At 61.7% G+C, this 20031-nt stretch carries 20 protein-coding genes and 1 other RNA gene; 14 read left to right on the top strand and 7 right to left on the bottom strand.

Annotation, left to right across the window (positions count from 1 at the left end):
- Positions 1-10 precede the first annotated feature (10 nt).
- The 4 genes from choV to ACN0SW_RS05715 form a co-directional block, all read right to left on the bottom strand.
- Positions 11-1039, bottom strand: a complete 1029-nt coding sequence (choV, locus tag ACN0SW_RS05730; protein ID WP_417726956.1) for a choline ABC transporter ATP-binding protein — start codon at positions 1037-1039, stop codon at positions 11-13.
- On the bottom strand, positions 1036-1872 hold the full coding sequence (gene choW / locus ACN0SW_RS05725) for a choline ABC transporter permease subunit (protein WP_417726955.1): 837 nt from the start codon (positions 1870-1872) through the stop codon (positions 1036-1038). The genes choV and choW overlap by 4 nt, the downstream gene beginning before the upstream one ends.
- Positions 1873-1940: 68 nt before the next feature.
- On the bottom strand, positions 1941-2870 hold the full coding sequence (choX, locus tag ACN0SW_RS05720; protein WP_417726954.1) for a choline ABC transporter substrate-binding protein: 930 nt from the start codon (positions 2868-2870) through the stop codon (positions 1941-1943).
- Positions 2871-2972: 102 nt separating this feature from the next.
- Positions 2973-4526 (bottom strand): ABC transporter substrate-binding protein, encoded by a 1554-nt coding sequence (locus ACN0SW_RS05715; protein ID WP_417726953.1) that lies wholly within the window; start codon positions 4524-4526, stop codon positions 2973-2975.
- A gap of 244 nt (positions 4527-4770) precedes the next feature.
- On the opposite strand from ACN0SW_RS05715, the gene betI reads away from it, so the two are divergent.
- The 4 genes from betI (at position 4771) to ACN0SW_RS05695 (ending at position 9339) form a co-directional block, all read left to right on the top strand.
- Complete coding sequence (gene betI, locus ACN0SW_RS05710) at positions 4771-5358, top strand: transcriptional regulator BetI (protein WP_417726952.1); 588 nt, start codon at positions 4771-4773, stop codon at positions 5356-5358.
- Positions 5355-6863, top strand: a complete 1509-nt coding sequence (betC, locus tag ACN0SW_RS05705) for a choline-sulfatase (RefSeq protein ID WP_417726951.1) — start codon at positions 5355-5357, stop codon at positions 6861-6863. The genes betI and betC overlap by 4 nt, the downstream gene beginning before the upstream one ends.
- A gap of 73 nt (positions 6864-6936) precedes the next feature.
- Positions 6937-8595, top strand: coding sequence for a choline dehydrogenase (gene betA, locus ACN0SW_RS05700; RefSeq protein WP_417726950.1), 1659 nt, complete (start codon positions 6937-6939; stop codon positions 8593-8595).
- Positions 8596-8658: 63 nt separating this feature from the next.
- Positions 8659-9339, top strand: coding sequence for a thermonuclease family protein (locus ACN0SW_RS05695; protein WP_417726949.1), 681 nt, complete (start codon positions 8659-8661; stop codon positions 9337-9339).
- Between the two features lie 97 nt (positions 9340-9436).
- On the opposite strand, the gene ACN0SW_RS05690 is transcribed toward ACN0SW_RS05695, so the two are convergent.
- The gene (locus ACN0SW_RS05690; RefSeq protein WP_417726948.1) at positions 9437-10129 is read right to left on the bottom strand and encodes a metal-dependent hydrolase; all 693 of its coding nucleotides are present in this window, start codon (positions 10127-10129) and stop codon (positions 9437-9439) included.
- 148 nt (positions 10130-10277) lie between these two features.
- Between ACN0SW_RS05690 and gatC the strand changes: the two genes are divergently transcribed.
- The 6 genes from gatC to ACN0SW_RS05660 all read left to right on the top strand — a co-directional run bounded on the left by gatC (position 10278) and on the right by ACN0SW_RS05660 (position 14492).
- Positions 10278-10565 carry an Asp-tRNA(Asn)/Glu-tRNA(Gln) amidotransferase subunit GatC gene (gene gatC / locus ACN0SW_RS05685; RefSeq protein WP_417726947.1) on the top strand — a complete coding sequence of 96 codons (288 nt, stop codon included), beginning with the start codon at positions 10278-10280 and terminating at the stop codon, positions 10563-10565.
- A complete protein-coding gene (gene gatA, locus ACN0SW_RS05680; RefSeq protein ID WP_417726946.1) occupies positions 10565-12052 on the top strand; it encodes an Asp-tRNA(Asn)/Glu-tRNA(Gln) amidotransferase subunit GatA in 1488 nt (495 codons plus the stop codon). Before gatC ends, gatA begins: the two co-directional genes overlap by 1 nt.
- Positions 12053-12089: 37 nt before the next feature.
- Positions 12090-12824: a hypothetical protein gene (locus ACN0SW_RS05675; protein WP_417726945.1), complete on the top strand. Its 735-nt coding sequence runs from the start codon at positions 12090-12092 to the stop codon at positions 12822-12824.
- Entirely contained in the window at positions 12808-13515 is a 708-nt protein-coding gene (locus ACN0SW_RS05670; RefSeq protein WP_417727195.1) for an N-acetylmuramoyl-L-alanine amidase, read from the top strand. The genes ACN0SW_RS05675 and ACN0SW_RS05670 overlap by 17 nt, the downstream gene beginning before the upstream one ends.
- Before the next feature lie 12 nt (positions 13516-13527).
- An RNA gene (gene rnpB / locus ACN0SW_RS05665) (RNase P RNA component class A) lies at positions 13528-13949 on the top strand.
- A 36-nt stretch (positions 13950-13985) separates the two neighbouring features.
- Positions 13986-14492, top strand: a complete 507-nt coding sequence (locus ACN0SW_RS05660; RefSeq protein ID WP_417726944.1) for a DUF2244 domain-containing protein — start codon at positions 13986-13988, stop codon at positions 14490-14492.
- A gap of 90 nt (positions 14493-14582) precedes the next feature.
- On the opposite strand, the gene ACN0SW_RS05655 is transcribed toward ACN0SW_RS05660, so the two are convergent.
- Positions 14583-15041 (bottom strand): GatB/YqeY domain-containing protein, encoded by a 459-nt coding sequence (locus ACN0SW_RS05655; protein WP_417726943.1) that lies wholly within the window; start codon positions 15039-15041, stop codon positions 14583-14585.
- 161 nt (positions 15042-15202) lie between these two features.
- Between ACN0SW_RS05655 and carA the strand changes: the two genes are divergently transcribed.
- Positions 15203-16351, top strand: a complete 1149-nt coding sequence (gene carA, locus ACN0SW_RS05650; RefSeq protein WP_417726942.1) for a glutamine-hydrolyzing carbamoyl-phosphate synthase small subunit — start codon at positions 15203-15205, stop codon at positions 16349-16351.
- A gap of 96 nt (positions 16352-16447) precedes the next feature.
- On the top strand, positions 16448-18382 hold the full coding sequence (locus ACN0SW_RS05645; RefSeq protein ID WP_417726941.1) for a glycosyltransferase family 2 protein: 1935 nt from the start codon (positions 16448-16450) through the stop codon (positions 18380-18382).
- Here ACN0SW_RS05645 and ACN0SW_RS05640 read toward each other — a convergent pair.
- Entirely contained in the window at positions 18323-18973 is a 651-nt protein-coding gene (locus ACN0SW_RS05640) for a GntR family transcriptional regulator (RefSeq protein WP_417726940.1), read from the bottom strand. The two genes, ACN0SW_RS05645 and ACN0SW_RS05640, sit on opposite strands and share 60 nt — an antisense overlap.
- Before the next feature lie 102 nt (positions 18974-19075).
- Here ACN0SW_RS05640 and ACN0SW_RS05635 point away from each other — a divergent pair, with 102 nt between their 5' ends.
- Both ACN0SW_RS05635 and ACN0SW_RS05630 read left to right on the top strand, forming a co-directional pair.
- A complete protein-coding gene (locus ACN0SW_RS05635; RefSeq protein WP_417727194.1) occupies positions 19076-19720 on the top strand; it encodes a pyrimidine 5'-nucleotidase in 645 nt (214 codons plus the stop codon).
- 94 nt (positions 19721-19814) lie between these two features.
- Positions 19815-20030 carry a hypothetical protein gene (locus tag ACN0SW_RS05630; RefSeq protein ID WP_417726939.1) on the top strand — a complete coding sequence of 72 codons (216 nt, stop codon included), beginning with the start codon at positions 19815-19817 and terminating at the stop codon, positions 20028-20030.
- Position 20031 lies beyond the last annotated feature (1 nt).

Genomic DNA, 20031 nt, shown 5'->3' with positions numbered 1-20031 from the left:
GCGCCCGGGTTCAGGCGCGCGGGTCGAGCAGCTTGGCCAAGATCCGGTTGCGGGTAATCTGGCCCAAGAGTTGACCATTCTCGGTCACGCCGACAGGGCGGTCATGGCCTTGGGCGCATTCCATCACATCCTGAATGCTGGCGTCCGGGCCGACGCAGGTGTCCGGGGTGCCGGTTGCCGCCTCCATCACATCGCGGGCGCAGAGCACGCCCAGCGGGTTCATATGGGCCACGAATTCGGCCACATAATCGGTTGCGGGGTTGGTGAAGATATCCTGCGGCGTGCCGCATTGCACGATGCGCCCGCCCTCCATGATGGCGATGCGGTCGCCCAGTTTGAAGGCCTCGTCGAGGTCATGGCTGACAAAGATGATGGTACGCCCGAGGGTCTTTTGCAGGTCGATGAGTTCGTCCTGAAGGTGATTGCGGATCAGCGGATCAAGCGCCGAAAACGGCTCGTCCATCAGAAGAATCGGCGCATCGGTGGCAAAGGCGCGCGCCAAGCCCACGCGCTGCTGCATGCCGCCCGACAGCTCGCCCACCCGGCGCTCGGCCCAGTCGGAGAGGTTGACGAGCGCCAGTTGCCGATCAACGCGCGCCGCGCGCTCCGCTTTTGGCATCCCTGCGAGTTCGAGGCCAAGCCCCACATTTTCGCGCACCGAGCGCCAGGGCAGGAGGCCGAATTGCTGGAACACCATGGCGATATGGTGCTGGCGCAAGCGGCGCAGGGTGGCGGGGTTGGCGTGGGTGACATCCACCATGCCGGTGCCGTCGTGAATCTCGACCGTGCCGCGCACCACCGGGTTGAGGCCATTGACCGCCCTCAGAAGTGTGGATTTGCCAGAGCCCGACAGGCCCATCAGCACGAGGATTTCGCCCGGTGCAACCGAGAGGTCGCAGTCATGCACGCCCAGAACCTGACCCGTGCTTTGCTGAATCTCGGCCCGCGATTGCCCCTTGTCCATCAGGGCTAGGGCGGTTTCCGGTGCGTCGCCAAAGACGATGGAGACCTTGTTGAAATTGACGATCGTGTCGGTCACTTGCGCCCCTCCATCCGCAACATGCGGTCAAGCACGATGGCCACGACGACGATCATCAGTCCCGATTCAAAGCCAAGGGCGATATTGACGGTATTGATCGCGCGCAGCACCGGCACGCCGAGGCCATCCGCCCCCACCAGCGCGCCGATCACCACCATCGAGAGCGAGAGCATGATGGTCTGGTTCATCCCCGCCATGATCTGCGGCAGGGCGTAGGGCAGTTCCACCTTCCAAAGGGTCTGGCGGTTGGTGGCGCCAAAGGCCTGCGCCGCCTCCAGCAGCGGTTGGGGGGTGTTGGAGATGCCAAGATGTGTGAGGCGAATGGGGGCGGGCACGACAAAGATCACCGTGGCGATCAGCCCCGGCACCATGCCGATACCGAAAAACACAATCGCTGGAATGAGATAGACGAAAGGTGGCAAGGTTTGCATCAGGTCGAGCACCGGCCGCATTCCGTCATAAAGCCGGGGGCGGTGGGCGGCGGCGATGCCCAGAGGCACGCCCAGTGCCATGCAGAAGACGCAAGACGAGATGACCAATGTCAGGCTCTCGGTGGTTTCCTCCCAATAGCCCTGATTGAGGATGAAGAGAAAGCCGAGGAGCACGAAGAGGCAGGTTTTCCAACTGCGTTGCAGCGCCCACGTCAGGGCCACGAACACCGCGATGATGACCAGAGGGTGCGGTGTCTGGAGCACCCAGAGAAAGGCGTCGATCAGCCCCTCCATGAGAACGGCCAGCGTGTCAAAGAACGCGGCGGCATTGTCCTGAAGCCAGAGAAAAAATCCCTCGGCCCAATTGCCCACGGGGATCTTGTGGTCGCTCAGCCATTCCATGGAGATGCCTCACATCTGATCAGTCCGAAGAGAGAAAAAGGGCGGCGTTTTGCGCCGCCCCGCCGATCTCAGAGTCCGAGCGCCGATTTGACCGCTGCCACGGCATCGCCGCCATCCTTGGTGGTCACGCCGTCGAGCCAGGGGCCGATGGCGTCCGGGTTGGCCTTGAGCCATGTGCCTGCGGCGTCTTCAGGCTTGGCCCCGTCATTGAGGATCGCACCCATGATCTCGTTTTCCATCGCAAGCGTGAATTCGAGATTTTCCAAGAGCTTACCCACGTTCGGGCATTCTGCGACATAGCCTGCGCGGGTGTTGGTATAGACCGTGGCGCCGCCCAGATCGGGACCGAACCAGTCATCGCCGCCTGTCAGATAGGTCATGTCGTGATTGGCATTCATCGGGTGCGGTTCCCAGCCGAGAAAGATGATCGGCTCTTCGCGCCGGTCGGCGCGTGTCACCTGTGCCAGCATGCCTTGTTCGGAGCTTTCCTTGATGTCAAATCCCTTGAGACCAAAGGCATCCGCCTCGATCATGTCGAGGATCAGCCGGTTGCCATCATTGCCCGGCTCGATCCCGTAAATGGTCGAGTCGAGGGCCTCGGCGTGCTCGGCGATGCTGCCAAAGGAGGTGATGCCAAGTGCCGCTCCGGCGGCATTGGTGGCGAGCGTGTATTTCGCGCCGGTCAGGTTGGCGCGCACGGTATCGACGGTGCCCGCATCGCGGTAGGGGGCGATGTCGGCCTCCATCGTGGGCATCCAGTTGCCCAAGAACACGTCGATGTCGTCATTGGCCAGCGAGGTATAGGTCACGGGCACCGACAGCACTTTGGTTTCGGTCTCATAGCCCAGAGCATTGAGTACGACCGAGGTTGCGGCTGTGGTGGCGGTGATGTCGGTCCAGCCCACATCGGCAAAGGTCACGCTGTCGCAATTGGCCATCGCAGGTCCGGCGGCGGCGGTGGCGAGCGCAATGGCGGTCAGGGTTTTCTTGAAGGTCATGGCAGGTCTCTCCCGTGAGTGGTTATTCCGGCGCAGTGTCCGGTTTGGCAAAGGCCCGAGGAAAGAACCCCCGGGCCATGCAGTCAGATCAGGCTGGATGGATCAGGCCATCCACCAGCGCTCGACAAAGCGCATGCCGTCCACATCCCAGTTGGCGCCGAGGGTGTCGGAATGCGCCACTTTGGACGAGTTGCCAAAGACGTAGTTGGCGAACATCGGCACGATCACGCCGCCATCGTCGCTACAGATTGCCTGCATCTCGAAATACATCTCGCGGCGTTTGGCCTCGTCGAGTTCCGAGCGGGCCTTGACCATCAGCTCGTCAAAACGCTCGTTGCACCAGAAGCTGTCGTTCCATGCCGCGCCGCATTTATAGGCGGTGGCGAACATCTGATCCTCGACCGGGCGGCCCGACCAGTAGACGGCGCAGAACGGCTTTTTCATCCAGACGTCCGACCAATAGCCGTCGTTGGGCTCGCGCACGGGGGTCAGGTTGATACCTGCCTGTGCTGCCGAGCTCTGGTAGAGCACCGCTGCATCGACCGCGCCGCCAAAGGCCGCGTCCGCCGCCGAAAGCTTGACATCCACGCTGTCGAGTCCTGCCTGTTTGAGGTGGAACTTGGCCTTGTCGGGATCGAAGCTCTTTTGCTCCAGCTCCGTGTTGAAATAGCGCTGACCCTGACCGATGGGATGGTCGTTGCCGATCGAGCCATAGCCGAACAGGATCTTGTCCACCAATTCCTGCCGGTTGATGCCGTATTTCAGGGCAAGGCGCACATGCGGGTTGTTATAGGGCTCTGCCCGCGTGTCCATGGCAAAGGTGAAATGCTGCGTGCCCGCGACCGAATTGATCTGAATGTTCGGGTTGCGCGCCAAGAGACCCACGGTTTTGAGGTCAAGACGGTCGGCCACATCCACATCGCCCGAGACAAGCGCCGTGGTGCGCGCGTTCTGGTCGACGATGGCCAGAACCTCGGCGCTGTCGAACCAGGCCACATCGCTGCGCCAGTGGTTCGGGTTGCGCTCGACCGCGTAGGAAACGCCGGGATTGAAATCCTTGAGCACATAGCTGCCGCAGCCATCGCCCGATTTCCAGTCGATGCCTTCTCCGTCGGCCTTGCAGATCACGAGGTGATAGTCGCTGAGGAAGAAGGGGAAGTCCGCGTTGCCGCCATCGAGAGTAAAGATGACCGTGTCATCGCCTTCGGTCGCGATATCCGTGATTGGAGCCACGAGCGGACCTGCCGCCGAGGTCGAATTCTCGCCACGGTGGAAGTTGATCGAATTGGCAACATCGGTGGCGTTAACAGCCTTGCCGGAATGAAAGGTCAGACCCGAGCGCAACTTGAAGCGCCAGACCGAGGCATCGGCCGAGGCTTCCCAGCTTTCGGCAACCTCGGGGATGAGCGCGCCATCGGCGGCCACTTCGGTCAGGCGCCCGTGAATGGCAAAGGCCAGCGAGGTGGTGAAGCTGTTGGAATAGGTGCCCGGATCAAGCACATCAGTGGTCTGGCCATGGCCGATGGCCGCGCGCAGATGCCCGCCGCGCGACGGGGCCGCCTTGGCCCGCAGCGGCAGGCCCGCAATGAGCGCCGCACCTGCGGTGGTGGCCATAAAACCGCGTCGGTTGAGGCGGCCTGAATTTAGAATGGTCATTTTGATCTTCTCCCTTTGGTTTGTTGTCCCAAGCCGTCCATTGCCTCTTTGAGATCTCCACGGCCCCTTGCCGCGTGGCGGTTGGTTTATACCTGCCAAGGCTAATATGACGCTGTCATGAAATACAACGCCATTCTGGCAGAGGTTCAGGATGTTACGGTGCGGTCCCTCGTGATTTTTTATTGATTGACGAGTCAATTAAACACGATTAGGCCAGTCTGGCAACTGGTCTTTGGAGGGGAGCATGCCGAAAATTGGGATGGAGCCGATCCGGCGCAACGCGCTGGTCGAGGCCACGATTTCCGAGATCGGCGCGCGCGGCAGTCTCGATGTGACCGTAGCGCAGATTGCCCGGCGTGCCGGCATGTCAAGCGCGCTGGCGCATCACTACTTTGGTTCTAAGGAGCAGATGTTTGTGGCCGCGATGCGCCATATCCTGACGCTCTATAGTGCCGAGGTGCGTGGCGCGCTGATCATGGCCAAGACCCCGCGCCAGCGGATCGAGGCCATCATTCGCGCCAGTTTCACGCCAGCCCAGTTTCGACCCGAGATGGTGTCGGCCTGGCTCAACTTCTATGTTCAGGCGCATCGCTCGGACGAAGCGCGCCGTCTGCTGCACATCTACCAGCGGCGGCTGCGGTCCAATCTGCACCATGCCTTTCGCGCGCTCGCCCCTTCGGACGCGCGCACGCTGACACGCGGCCTCGCGGCGATGATCGACGGGCTCTATATCCGGCAGGCCCTGCGCGAGGGTCCGATGCGCCCTGACACTGCCATAGATGTTTTGTTGCATTATCTCGACACCAGCCTGCCCCAAGAGGAAAGAACATGAGCGCCCCAAACATCCTTATTTTTATGGTCGATCAGCTGAATGGAACGCTCTTTCCCGATGGTCCAGCCGATTGGCTGCACGCGCCCAATCTCAAGCGGCTTGCGGCGCGATCCACGCGGTTTGCCAATGCCTACACTGCCTCGCCGCTCTGTGCGCCGGGGCGTGCCAGCTTCATGTCGGGTCTGTTGCCAAGCCGCAGCCGGGTGTACGACAATGCCGCCGAATTCGCCGCCGACATTCCCACCTATGCCCATCACTTGCGGCGCGCGGGCTATCAGACTTGCCTGAGCGGCAAGATGCATTTTGTCGGCCCCGATCAGCTGCACGGATTCGAGGAACGGCTGACCACCGATATTTACCCCGCCGATTTCGGCTGGACGCCGGATTACCGTAAACCGGGCGAGCGGATCGACTGGTGGTATCACAACATGGGGTCTGTGACGGGCGCGGGGGTCGCTGAGATTTCCAATCAGATGGAATATGACGACGAGGTCGCGCATAACGCGCGGGCCAAGGTCTATGATCTGGCGCGCGGCCTTGATGCGCGGCCATGGTGCCTGACTGTCAGCTTTACGCACCCGCATGACCCCTATGTGGCGCGCAAGAAATACTGGGATCTCTACGAGGAGTGCGCGCATCTGTTGCCCGAGATCCCGGCCATGGCCTACGAGGATCACGACGCCCATGCGCGCCGTATCTTTGACGCCAACGACTGGCGCAATTTCGACATCACCGAAGATGACATCCGCCGCTCACGCCGCGCCTATTTCGCCAATATCTCTTATCTCGACGACAAGATCGGTGAAATCCTAGAGGCGCTGGAAACCACCCGGCAAGAGGCAATCATCCTCTTTGTCTCGGATCATGGCGATATGCTGGGCGAGCGCGGGTTGTGGTTCAAGATGTGTTTTTATGAGGGATCGGCCCGCGTGCCGCTGATGATTTCCGCCCCCGGCATGGCACCGGGGCTGGTGACCGATCCGGTCAGCAATATCGACGTTTGTCCGACGCTGTGCGATCTGGCCGGGGCCGATATGTCCGAAGTGGCCCCGTGGACCGAGGGGCAATCGCTGGTCTATCTCGGGCAGGGCGGCAAACGCGAAGCGCCGGTGGCGATGGAATATGCCGCCGAGGCGTCATACGCGCCGCTGGTGTCGTTGCGCTATGGCAAGTGGAAGTTCAACCGCTGCGCGCTCGACCCTGATCAGCTTTTTGATCTTGAGGCCGATCCGCGGGAATTGACCAATCTGGCGGATGACCCCGCCCATGCCGGCACGCTGGCGCAATTGCAGGCCAAGGCCGAGGCGCGCTGGGATCTGGCGGCGTTTGATGCCGCCGTGCGCGAGAGCCAGGCGCGCCGTTGGGTGGTCTATGAGGCGCTGCGCAAGGGCGGCTATTACCCATGGGATTACCAGCCGCTGCAAAAGGCCAGCGAGCGGTACATGCGCAACCACATGGACCTGAACGTGCTGGAAGAAAGCAAGCGTTTCCCACGGGGGGAATGAGGCGTTCACCGGTCTGTAAATACTCATTTTCCGCCGGTTTCGGCGGGAACTGTGCGTAAGGAAAGAGACATTGATGCAAGCCGATTATGTGATCGTAGGCGCAGGAAGCGCGGGATGTGCCATGGCCTACCGTCTGGCCGAAGCGGGTAAATCCGTGCTGGTGATCGAGCATGGCGGCACGGATGCCGGCCCCTTTATTCAGATGCCCGGCGCGCTGAGCTATCCGATGAACATGAAGCGCTATGACTGGGGCTATCTGAGCGAGCCCGAGCCGCATTTGGGAGGTCGCCGCCTCGCCTGTCCGCGTGGCAAGGTGATTGGCGGTTCCAGCAGCATCAATGGCATGGTCTATGTGCGGGGTCACGCCCGCGACTATGACCACTGGCGCGATCTGGGCTGTGACGGTTGGGGCTATGCCGATGTGCTGCCCTATTTCAAGCGGATGGAGAACTGGCACGACGGCGGCCATGGCGGCGATGCGGGTTGGCGCGGCAGCGACGGCCCGCTGCATGTCAGCCGGGGACGGCGCGACAACCCGTTGGTGCGCGCCTTTGTCGAGGCGGGGGTGCAAGCGGGCTATCCTCAGACCCACGATTACAACGGTCATCAGCAAGAGGGCTTTGGCCCCTTTGAGATGACCGTCTGGCAGGGGCAGCGCTGGTCAGCGGCCAATGCCTATCTGAAACCGGCGCTGAAACGCGCGAATTGCGATCTGGTCCGGGGGTTTGTCACCCGCGTGGTGATGGAAGAGGGGCGCGCGACGGGCGTCGAGGTGATCGTCAAGGGGGAGCGGCAGGTGGTGCGCGCGACGGCCGAGGTGATCCTTGCCGCCTCGTCGATCAACTCGCCCAAGCTCTTGATGCTGTCTGGCATTGGTCCGGCGTCACATTTGGCGGAGCATGGCATCGCAGTGGTGGCGGACCGCTCCGGCGTGGGTCAGAACCTTCAGGATCATCTGGAACTCTACATTCAGATGGCCGCAAGCCAGCCGGTCAGCCTCTATAAATACTGGAACCTCTTTGGCAAAGCGTGGGTGGGGGCGCAGTGGCTCTTGTCCAAGAGCGGGCCGGGGGCCAGCAACCAGTTCGAAAGCTGTGGTTTTATCCGGTCAGCCGCCGGGGTGGACTATCCCGACATCCAATATCATTTCCTACCCATCGCTGTGCGCTATGATGGCAAGGCTGCCGCTGAGGGGCATGGCTTTCAGGCGCATGTCGGCCCGATGCGCAGCCCGTCCCGCGGCGCAGTGACCCTGCGCAGCGCCGATCCCGCTGACGATCCGGTGATCCGCTTCAACTATATGAGCGAGGAAAAAGACTGGGCTGATTTCCGGCAATGTATCCGCCTCACGCGCGAGATTTTCGCCCAAAGCGCCTTTGCGCCTTATGTGCGGCACGAAATTCAGCCCGGCGCGGGCGTTCAGAGCGACGATGAACTTGACGATTTCATCCGCGAACATGCCGAGAGCGCCTATCATCCCTGCGGCACCTGCAAGATGGGGCGGGCGGACGATCCGATGGCGGTGGTTGATCCGCAAGGCCGGGTGATTGGCGTCGAGGGGCTGCGCGTGGCGGATTCGAGCCTGTTTCCGCGCATTACCAATGGCAATCTCAACGCGCCTTCGATCATGGTGGGCGAAAAGATTGCCGATGCCGTTCTGGGGCGTGACCCGCTGCCGCCCGAGAATGCCGAGCCGTGGATGCATTCCGATTGGGCGCTGAGCCAGCGCTGAGCCATTAACCTTTTGTTCACCTTTCGTCTTGCGGGCCGGGGATGGCCGCTTGCATAAGGGGGCATGTTAAGGATTTGTTTACTCATCGTTCTCGGTCTGGTCCCGGTTGCTGCGGGCGCGCAGACATTTGGCGGTATTGTGCGGGTTATTGACGGCGATACGCTTGATGTTGGAACGACCCGCGTGCGTCTGCATGGCATTGACGCGCCTGAGTTGGGGCAGATCTGCACCAACCCCGATGGCGGGACATGGGATTGCGGCACATGGGTGGCCGAAGAGGTCCGCGCCCGGATCGAGACCCGAGCGGCGCGCTGTCAGGCGGTGGAAGCCGATAGATATGGCCGCACCGTTGCACGCTGCGAGGTGGCCGGACAGGACGTGGGCCGGATGCTGGTGACGGACGGTCTGGCGCTGGCCTATCGCAAATATTCCATGGCTTATGATCTGGAGGAAAAGGCCGCCGTGATCGCCGGGCGTGGCCTGCATGCGGTGTTGATGACCCGCCCCGAGGATCACCGCCGCATAGTGCGCGAAGAGCGCGCGGCAAAGGCCAAGACCGAGGCCCCCGCGCCGCAAGCGGGCTGTGTGATCAAGGGCAACCGCAGCGGATCAGGTAATCGCATCTATCACATGCCGGGGCAGGCGGATTACGACGCGACGGTTATCACCGAGGCCAAGGGCGAGCGCTGGTTCTGTTCCGAGGCCGAGGCCCGCGCGGCAGGATGGCGACGCGCCAAACGCTGAGGTGGCCCGGACGGGCGGGACAAGGATTTGAGTATTTTGGGAACAGTGAAAGGGGCGGGGGCGGTGCCCCCTCCCGGCGGGGGAAGGGGCGGGGCGGTCAGAGCGTGATCGGCTGCATCACTTGCGGCTCGATCACATCGACCCCCGGCAGCGCGGCGGCGAGTTTCTCGGCGGATTGTTCCAGAATCGGAAAGGTGCGGTAATGGCACGGGATCACCGTCTTGAAATCAAAGAACGTCTTGGCCGCATAGGCGGCGCGGCGCATGTCCATGGTGAAATAGCCGCCTGCGCAGAGAATGCCGATATCGGGCGCATGCAGGGCGTTGAACACCCCCATATCGGCCATCACATCGGTATCGCCCGAGACATAGATCGTATGGCCCTCGCCAGAAATCATGTAACCGCATTCGCTGCCGGTGACCTGTGGTCCGGCATCGGTGGCGATTGAGGTGGAATGGGTCGCGTGCACCATTGTCACCTGCACGCCGCCCAGATCCACCGTGCCGCCCTTGTTGAAGCCCTGTGTGCTGATGCTTTCCTTGGCCTCCCAGTGAGACATGAGGTCGTATTGGCCAACAACCGGCACGCCCAAGGACCTGGCCAGCGGCAGCACATCGGCCACATGGTCGAAATGCGCATGGGTGAGCAGAATATGGGTGGCCCCTTGTGTGGCGGGGCCGTGCTGATCCTCGGCCAGCATCGGATTGCCGTTGAGCCAAGGGTCGAGCAGCAGAACTTGCCCGCCGATCTCGATCCGGAAAGAGCTGTGGCCGAGCCATGTGATTTGCATTGTCATCTCCGCTTGGTTTCTTGGTGTGTTTACCTTAGCGGGCCAGCCGCCCAAGGAAAGGGGGCGGATGGCCCTGCGCGCCGCGATCCGCTTGCGCCCGCGCGGCCCCGGCGCTAAACGCAGGGCAAACGGATCATGGGAGAGGCTCATGTCGATTGATCTAGAAACTGCCGCCAAGGTGGCAAAGCTGGCACGGATCGCCGTCAAGGACGAGGCGCTTCCGGCGCTTGCCGATGAATTCAACACGATCCTTGGTTTCATCGAACAGTTGAACGAGGTCGATGTGACCAGCGTCGAGCCGATGACCTCTGTTACGCCAATGCGTCTGCGGCGGCGCGAGGATGTTGTCAACGACGGCAACCAACAGGATAAAATTCTGTCGAACGCGCCGGATGCGCGCGAGGGGTTCTTTGCCGTGCCGAAGGTGGTTGAATGATGACCGAGTTGAACAGACTGACGATTGCCGATGCGCGCGATGCCCTGAGAAACGGCGAGGTGACCAGCGTCGAGTTGACCGAGGCCTGTCTTGGGGCCGTTGAGAGCGCGGGGGCGCTCAATGCCTTTGTGCATCACACGCCGGATCTGGCGCGACAGCAGGCACAGGCGGCGGATGCCCGGATACAGGGCGGCGATGCGCCGGCGATGTGTGGCATTCCCTTGGGCATCAAGGACCTTTTCTGCACCAAAGGTGTGCCAAGCCAAGCCGCGAGCCGGATTCTTCAGGGCTTCCTGCCCGAGTACGAGTCGACCGTATCGCAGAACCTGTTTGATGCGGGTGCGGTCATGTTGGGCAAGCTCAACATGGACGAGTTCGCCATGGGATCGTCCAACGAAACCTCTTGCTATGGCAATGCCGTCAACCCGTGGCGGCGTGGCAATGACGAGGCGGCGCTGACGCCCGGCGGCTCGTCAGGGGGGTCGGCCAGTGCGGTCGCAGCGGATTTGTGTCTTGGGGCGACCGGCACGGATACTGGCGGTTCGATCCGCCAGCCTGCGGCGTTTACCGGCATTACGGGCATCAAGCCCACCTATGGGCGGTGTTCGCGTTGGGGTGTCGTGGCCTTTGCCTCGAGCCTCGATCAGGCGGGGCCGATGACAAAGACGGTGCGGGATGCTGCGATCATGCTGGAGGCGATGTGCGGGCATGATCCCAAGGACAGCACCTCGGCCGATATTCCTGTGCCGGATTTCGAGGCGCTGCTCACCGGTGATATTCGTGGCAAGGTCATTGGCATTCCCAAGGAATACCGGATGGATGGCATGCCCGCCGAGATCGAAAAGCTGTGGTCGGACGGGGCTGCGATGCTGCGCGATGCGGGCGCAGAGATCCGCGACATTTCCCTGCCGCATACCAAATACGCGCTGCCTGCCTATTATGTGATTGCCCCCGCCGAGGCCTCATCCAATCTCGCGCGCTATGACGGGGTGCGGTACGGCCACCGGGCCAAGCTGGCGCAGGGCGATGGCATCACCGAGATGTATGAGAAAACCCGCGCTGAGGGGTTCGGATCCGAAGTGCAGCGCCGCGTCATGGTGGGCACCTATGTTCTGTCGGCGGGGTTCTATGACGCCTATTACAACCGTGCCCGCCGGGTGCGCGCGCTGATCAAGCGCGATTTCGACGAGGCATTCGCGGCCGGTGTCGATGCGATCCTGACCCCTGCCACGCCAAGCGCCGCCTTTGGGTTGGGAGAGATGACAGAGGCCGATCCGGTTGCGATGTATCTCAACGACGTCTTTACCGTGACGGTCAATCTGGCCGGTTTGCCGGGGATCGCCGTGCCCACCGGGATGGATGCGCAGGGGCTGCCTTTGGGGCTGCAGCTTATTGGGCGGCCATGGGAAGAGGGGGATCTGCTCAATACCGCCTATGCGCTGGAACAGGCCGCAGGGTTTGTGGCAAAGCCCGCGAAATGGTGGTAAAGCGCGTCGCAACACAGGTTTTTGCAGGATGAGACAGATGCGCTTCACTCTTGGATTGGTTGCCCTTGCGGCGCTTGCGGCTTGCGCACCCGCTGTGCCCGACAGCGGTGCAGGAGTTGGGTTTCAGAACTACAGCACCTATGAGCAGCAAAAGGCGGCGCGTGACGCAGCGCTTGCGCGGGGGGCCTTGCCGCCGCCCGACGCCGTGTCAAGCGAGCCCTTGAGTGCCACCGGACAGGCCGCGTCGGCGTCTGCCTCGGATGATGCCGCCACCATCGCCGCAGAGGCGCGCGCAGCCCTTGACGCGGCTGCGGCGAATTCGGGGGTGATACCGCTTCAGGCGAGCCCGTCCAACCCGGCGCCCGCGATTGAAAATGCAGTCGGGATATCCGAAGAAAACAACTTTGAGGCTGTTGGCGCGGAGCGGTCGATCGCAGAGGACGCCGCACGGATCGCCAACAATCGCGCCCAGTATCAGGTGGTCCAGCCGCAGGCGATTGGCAACCGTCCGAATGATGTTGGCCCGAATATTGTAGAATATGCTTTGAGCAGCAAACAACCTGTGGGCACGTCGGTTTACCGCAGGCTGGGCCTGAACGCAGCGAGCAAGTTCGAGCGCAATTGTGCGCAATACCCCTCGGCTGATCAGGCGCAGTTGGATTTCCTGCGTCGGGGTGGGCCAGAGAAGGATCGGTTGGGTCTTGACCCCGATGGTGATGGCTATGCCTGCGGCTGGGACCCGCGCCCGTTCCGTAATGCGGTGCGCGGCTGACTGGGACGTGATCCTGCACCCTTCGCCCAATTTCGGTCCGCGTCGGGACGGGGCACGGCCGGACATGATCGTGTTGCATTACACGGCGATGGCGACGGCAGAGGCGGCGTTGGAACGGCTGTGTGATGCGTACGCCGAGGTGTCGGCGCATTATCTCATTTGCGAGCAGGGTCGGGTTTGGCAGCTGGTTCAGGAGACTGAGCGCGCGTGGCATGCCGGTGCGGGGCAGTGGGGCGACGTGACGGATGTCAATTCGCGCTCTATCGGGATCGAATTGGCCAATAGCGGCACGCATCCGTTTTCCGAGCCTCAGATGCTGGCGCTTGAAGGGCTGATGGCGGGACTGCTGTCCCGTTGGCGTATTCCACCCGAGCGGGTGATTGCCCATTCTGACATGGCCCCGGCGCGCAAGTTTGACCCCGGTGCGCGGTTTGACTGGCGTCGGCTGGCGTTCTTGGGGCTGTCCGTCTGGCCGGGGGAGCAGGCCGGTGCGCGGCCAGATCAGTTTTCGGCTCAGGCAGAGCGCTTTGGTTATCGAAAGTCCGAAGGCGTGACCGACCAAGATATCCTGAACGCCTTTCGCCTGCGATTTCGTCCCGGTGTCTCTGGTCCTCTGACCGCAAAAGATTGCGCCATGATGGCGGACCTTGCTGCACGCTTCGCCGTTGACCGCGGCTGTCCGAGCGCCTAAATCGGGATTTGCGCGGAGGGCCGGATGGCCGCGGCACGCCGCAAGGGGTGACGAGGAAAGTCCGGACTCCACAAGACAACGGTGCCGGGTAATGCCCGGCTGGGGTAACCCAAGGGAAAGCGCCACAGAGAAGAGACCGCCCGTCGCACCTGCGGTTCGCCAAGGGAGACTGCGCACGGGTAAGGGTGAAACGGTGGGGTAAGAGCCCACCGCGGGACGGGCAACCGGACCGGCACGGCAAGCCCCACCGGGAGCAATGCCAAATAGGGACCGCGCGCGGGGCAGGTCGGGCAACCGATACCGCCCGCAGGCACGTCTTGGCCCAGTGGTCCGGGTTGGCAGCTAGAGGGGCGTTGGCAACAACGTCTCAAGAGGAATGGTCATCCAAGGGGGCAACCCCTGGACAGAATCCGGCTTACAGGCCCTCCGCGCGCTCTTTTCATTTTCGACAGTCAGGCTAAAACCCTGACATGCCTTATGAATGGACCATGCCTCGTGCCGGGGCCGACGCAGACACCACCCTGTCCCTCTGGCCGCACCGGTCCTTGCCGCGTCGGGGCTTTGCCGCCTTTGTGCTGGCGACCTTCATGCTGATCACCGTGCCGCTATATCCGCTGTTGGGCACGGTCGTGCTCTGGGGCGTGTTGCCGTTCTTGCTTTTGGCTTTCGGGGGCGTGTGGTGGGCGCTGGAACACAGTTATCGCAGCGCGCGGCTGACAGAGGTGCTGACCATTACCCCCGAAGAGGTGCATCTGGTGCGGACCAATCCGCGCGGAGACGTGCAGGAATGGGCCTGCAACCGCTATTGGGCACAAGTGAGCATGCATCCCAACGGTGGCCCGGTCGCGTATTACCTCACGCTCAAGGGCTGCGGTCGCGAAGTCGAGATCGGGGCGTTTTTATCCGAGGACGAGCGCAAGGCGTTGTTTGGCGAATTGGCAGATGCGCTGCACCTGCCCGCGCCGAGGGTGGGGTGAGTTTGCGCAGGGCGCGGATCACTGCGGCGGGCCGATGCCATCGAACCACGACATAAGAGCGATGCTGGCCACATAACGCCGGCGGTGCACCTAGCCCAATCGTGCCTTGACCTGTGGGCCGACGGTGCCAAAGTCCATTTGCCCGGCGTGCCGTTCCTTGAGCTTGCCCATGATCTTGCCCATGTCACGGATCGTGCTGGCACCGACATCGCTGATCGCCTTGTCAATGGCTGCTGCAATCTCGTCTTCGGCCAATTGTCGCGGCAGGAATTCTTCGATGACCTTGATTTCGTCACGCTCCCGCTCTGCCAGGTCCAGACGCCCGCCCTCTTCATAGGCGCGCACGCTTTCGTTCCGCTGCTTGGTCATCTTGGCGAGAATGGCCATGATTTCCGGGTCGCCTACAGGGGTAGTGCCATCGGCGCTACGGCCTGCGATTTCTTGATCCTTGATCGCAGCGTTGATCAGGCGCAACGTGGCCAGCCGATTGGCAGCCTTGTCCCGCATTGCCTGTTTCAGGGCCTGATCGACCCGGGTCCGCAATTCCATTCCAGTTCATCCCCATGACCTTCACAAGAGAGGGAGCCTAACCTCAACCGGCTGTGAAGGCAACTGCCCTGCATACCTGTGACATCATGATCTGGCCCTTGACCCGACCAGTGCCCGCCCGTAGGTATGCGCAAATTTGCACGAGCCGGAGACTCGCCCCCATGGCCCACGCGTCATCCCCCCGCCCCACCGCCTGCCTCGCCCTTGCGGATGGATCGTTGTTCTACGGTTACGGGTTTGGTGCGGTGGGCGTGACCACGGCAGAGCTTTGCTTCAACACCGCGATGACGGGTTATCAAGAGATCATGACCGACCCCAGCTATGCCGGGCAGATCGTGACCTTTACCTTTCCGCATATCGGCAACACCGGTGTCAATATCGAGGATGATGAAACAGCCGAGCCGGTCGCCGAGGGTATGGTGGTGAAATGGGACCCGACCGAACCCAGCAATTGGCGTGCGCAAGAGCATCTGACCAGCTGGCTTGCGCGGCGCGGACGGATCGCCATCGGAGGCGTCGACACCCGTCGCCTGACCCGCGCCATCCGGCAGCAAGGCGCACCGCACGTTGCTCTGGCGCATGATCCGGACGGCAATTTCAACGTCGAGGCCCTTGTGGCGCAGGCGCGCGGTTTTGCCGGGTTGGAGGGTGTGGACCTTGCCAAGAATGTGACCTGTGCGCAATCCTATCGCTGGGATGAAATGCGCTGGGCATGGCCGGATGGGTATCTGCGTCAGACCGAGGCGCGGCATAAGGTGGTTGCAATTGATTACGGCGCGAAACGCAACATCCTGCGCTGTCTGGCCAGTGCCGGGTGCGATGTGACCGTGCTGCCGGCGACGGCGACGGCAGAGGAAGTTCTGGCGCATGCGCCGGACGGAGTGTTCCTGTCAAATGGTCCGGGCGATCCGGCGGCAACCGGAAAATATGCCGTGCCGATGATCCAAGGCGTTCTGGATGCAGGGCTGCCGCTCTTTGGTATTTGTCTGGGGCATCAAATGCTGGCGCTCGCATTGGGCGGGCAGACCATCAAGATGAACCACGGTCATCACGGCGCCAACCATCCGGTCAAGGATCTGGAAACCGGCAAGGTTGAAATTACGTCGATGAACCATGGGTTCGCCGTTGATAGCCAATCGCTTCCGGCTGGGGTTCTGGAAACGCATGTTTCGCTCTTTGACGGGTCGAACTGTGGTATCCGGGTCAAGGACCGGCCGGTTTTTTCGGTTCAGCACCACCCCGAGGCAAGCCCCGGACCGCAAGACAGTTTCTACCTGTTCGAGCGCTTTGCGGCCTCGATGGCGGTATAAACCGCAGAAATTCTGTGCGGAGTTAACCACTCGTTAAAACATCGTTAACCAACAGCGCGCTAGCGTTCTTGCAACCGTAAGGGGAAAGAACGCGATATGGGGATTTCTGAGCTACGCCACATGGGGGCGACCGGAGCTTACACCCGGATGCCAATAAATCCACTGGGCCAGGAGTTGATCCGCGCCGGTGCGATCACCCGGTCCGACGCCACCTTGGCCGAGATGGTGCGACGACATTGCGATACCTCCCTCGACCGGATCCTGCAGGCAGAGGGGCTGGCCAGTGAAGAGGACCTTCTGGCGGCGCATGCCCGCCGTCTATCCAGCAATCGAATGACGGCAGAAGAATTGGCGACCGCCGAAACCGTGGCAACCGAAATCGACCCGCGCAAACTGGTGAAACACGGCGTCCTGCCTCTGACCTCTGTCTCTGGCGCTGTGGTGCTGGCGACCGGCCGACCAGAAAGCCTGTGGGCACTCCGTCCCTCTCTGCCCAAGTCGCTCCGGCGCGCAGCTGCGGTCGTGGCACCCCGCCATGCCATTCAGGACCGCATCGCACTCGAGCACCGTGACCGCTTGCGCGAGATGGCGGAGGCCCGCGTGCCGGAGATTGAAAGTTGTCGCACTTGGGGCGGCGGCTTTGGCCGTCGAGTGCGCCTTACGGTGGTGGCTTTGGCCGGGATCGCGGCACTTAGTCTTGCGTTTCCGGTCGCGGTGTTTGCCGTTCTTGCCTTTTGGGCCTGCTTTACCCTTGTGGTCTCGGCGGGACTCAAGATTGCGGCATTTGTCGCGCAGAGCGCGGCTAAAACCACCCCTCCATCGCCGGTCTCAGGGCCGATGCAGCCCTTGCCCAAGGTCTCGATTCTGGTTCCTCTTTTTCGTGAGACCGAAATCGCGCATGCGCTGATTGCCCGTCTGAGCCGCCTGACATACCCGAAATGCCTGCTTGATGTCATTTTGGTGCTGGAGGAAGAGGATGCCCTGACCCGTCAGACACTGGCGGGTATTGATCTTCCGACTTGGGTGCGGCCTGTCATTGTGCCCGATGGCAAACCCCGGACCAAACCCCGTGCGATGAACTATGCGCTGGATTTCTGCGAAGGCGATATCATCGGGATTTTTGATGCCGAGGACGCGCCCGAAGCTGATCAGATCACGATTGTCGCACGCCGGTTTCAGCAAGTGCCCCGCAAGGTGGCCTGTCTTCAGGGGATACTGGATTATTACAATCCTGCGCAGAACTGGTTGGCGCGGTGTTTCACCATCGAATACGCCACCTGGTTCCGCACCCTGATGCCGGGTATGGCGCGGCTGGGGCTGGCTATTCCTCTCGGAGGCACCACGCTCTATTTCCGGCGTGATGTGCTTGAGGAATTGGGCGGCTGGGACGCACATAATGTGACCGAGGACGCCGATCTTGGCTTTCGCCTTGCGCGACATGGCTACAGGACCGAAATGATCGCCACCGTGACCGAGGAAGAGGCGAATTGCCGGATCTGGCCATGGATCAAGCAGCGCTCACGCTGGCTCAAGGGGTATATGACAACCTATCTGGTGCATATGCGCCAGCCCGGCCTGCTCTATGCGCAACTTGGCCCACGCAAGTTCTGGGGCTTTCAGGCGCATTTTGTCTCGGCGCTCTCGCAATTCCTGCTGGCGCCGTTTTTGTGGTCCTTCTGGCTGGTGCTGTTTGGTCTGCCGCACCCGCTCACCCCTGTCTTGCCGCATGCCATGCTGGTGGGATTGGGCAGCCTCTTTCTGATGGTTGAGGTTCTGAATATCTGCATTCACATGGCCTCTGTTGCGGGGGCCCGCCACAGGCATTTGATGGCATGGGCCCCAACCATGCATTTCTACGCGCCGCTTGGGGCGGTCGCGGCCTACAAGGCGCTCTATGAGCTGATTCTCAAGCCGTTCTTTTGGGATAAGACCGTGCACGGTCTGTCGGTCGCTGCTCGAGGGCAGCGCACCTCAGACGGTGGATTTGACCTCACCGGAATCAAGCTTGAGCCGGGTCACAAAAGCCTTTGAGATGTGGTCGCGCAGGGCCTGTGCCGCCCCCTTGCCATCGTGCGATTCTATCGCCGCGACGATTGCGTCATGCTCGCGCAGGGCATCCTCATCGCGACCGACCGCCGCCAGAGAGGTGGTCGCCAAAAGCGCCATCGAACGATGCACAAGATCAAGCTGCTGCACCAGAAAGCGGTTGTGCGAGGCGAGGTGAATCTGCTTGTGAAACCGGCGGTTGGCGCGGGCCAGTTCCACGGGCTTGCCCATGAGGGCCCGATCATCATCGACCATGTCGCGCAGGACGCGCACCTCTTCGGGGGTGGCGTGGCGCGCGGCCAGTTCTGCGGCCAGCCCCTCCAACTCGGCGCGCACCACATAAAGCTCTGCCAACTGGTTGTAATCGAGTGACGACACGATCAGGCTGCGCCCGTCGCGTGTCAGCATGGATTGCGTTTCAAGCCGCTGAAGCGCCTCACGGATTGGAGTGCGCGAAACTCCGAACCGTTCGGCAAGATCACTCTCGACCAGACGGTCTCCGGGCTTGAAAATGCCCACATCTATCGCCTCAAGAATCAGCGAATAAGCATCGGTAGGGGGCGGTTTCATCAGCATTTCCGTTTTTTCTGTATGTTGGTGGGGAACCTTACGCGCTTTGGGCGCGGGATCAAGCCTTGGACGATTGCGCGCAATGTCGCGCCCACCTATATCTGCGCCATGCCCAAGCCAGATTTCTCTCATGTCGAAACATGGGTCTTTGACCTGGATAACACACTCTATCCACCCTCGATGCGTCTTTTCGATCAGATTGAGGCGCGGATGACGCGGTTTGTGATGGAGATGCTGCGTGTGACCCATGCTGAGGCGGATCAGTTGCGGCATCAATACTGGCGTGACCACGGCACGACGCTGGCGGGGTTGATGCGGATGCATGACCTTGATCCGGGGCCGTATCTTGAGGCGGTGCATGATATTTCGCTCGATCACATGGAGCCGGACGCGGGCCTGAAGGCGGCGATCTGCGCGTTGCCGGGGCGCAAAATCGTCTATACCAATGGCTCTGCCCCTTATGCGGAACGGGTGATCGCGGTGCGCGGGCTGAGTGGGGCATTTGATGCGGTTTATGGCGTCGAACATGCCGGTTACAGGCCGAAACCTGAAGCCGAGGCATTTCAAGCCATCCTTGCGCGCGACGGCAGTAAGCCGCATTTTGCTGCGATGTTTGAGGATGAGCCGCGCAATCTGGCGGCACCGCATGCCATGGGCATGCGTACCGTGCATGTGGCACCTGAACGGATCGCGGCGGATCACATCCACCATCACACGGATGATCTGAGCGGATTTCTGGCGCGTTTGATCTGAGATTGGCGGTGCTGCGGCGATACGTCCCTTTGAAGGCGCGCGATGGCACATATTTATCGGGTTACAAAATCACCTTTTGAAAGCGAGACCCGATATGACCCCCACCGCGACCATTACCGCCCCCCATGCCCCGGCCAAGAGCCATGACCCGGATGCGGCCGCCGTTGGCCCGATTCTGTTGAGTGTGGCGGTTTTTCTGGCGGGATGGGCGACGAGCATTGCGCTCTGGGGTATTCCGGGGCTTTATATCCCGGCACTGGCGCTCGTGCCGGTGATGTGGGTGATGCTGATCTGGATCTCGCGGGGCTAGA

It is taken from the genome of Roseovarius sp. (assembly GCF_048262375.1).
GTDB lineage: Bacteria > Pseudomonadota > Alphaproteobacteria > Rhodobacterales > Rhodobacteraceae > Roseovarius.
Note: the sequence above shows the minus strand (reverse complement) of the source record. Positions and strands in the feature narration are given on the sequence as shown.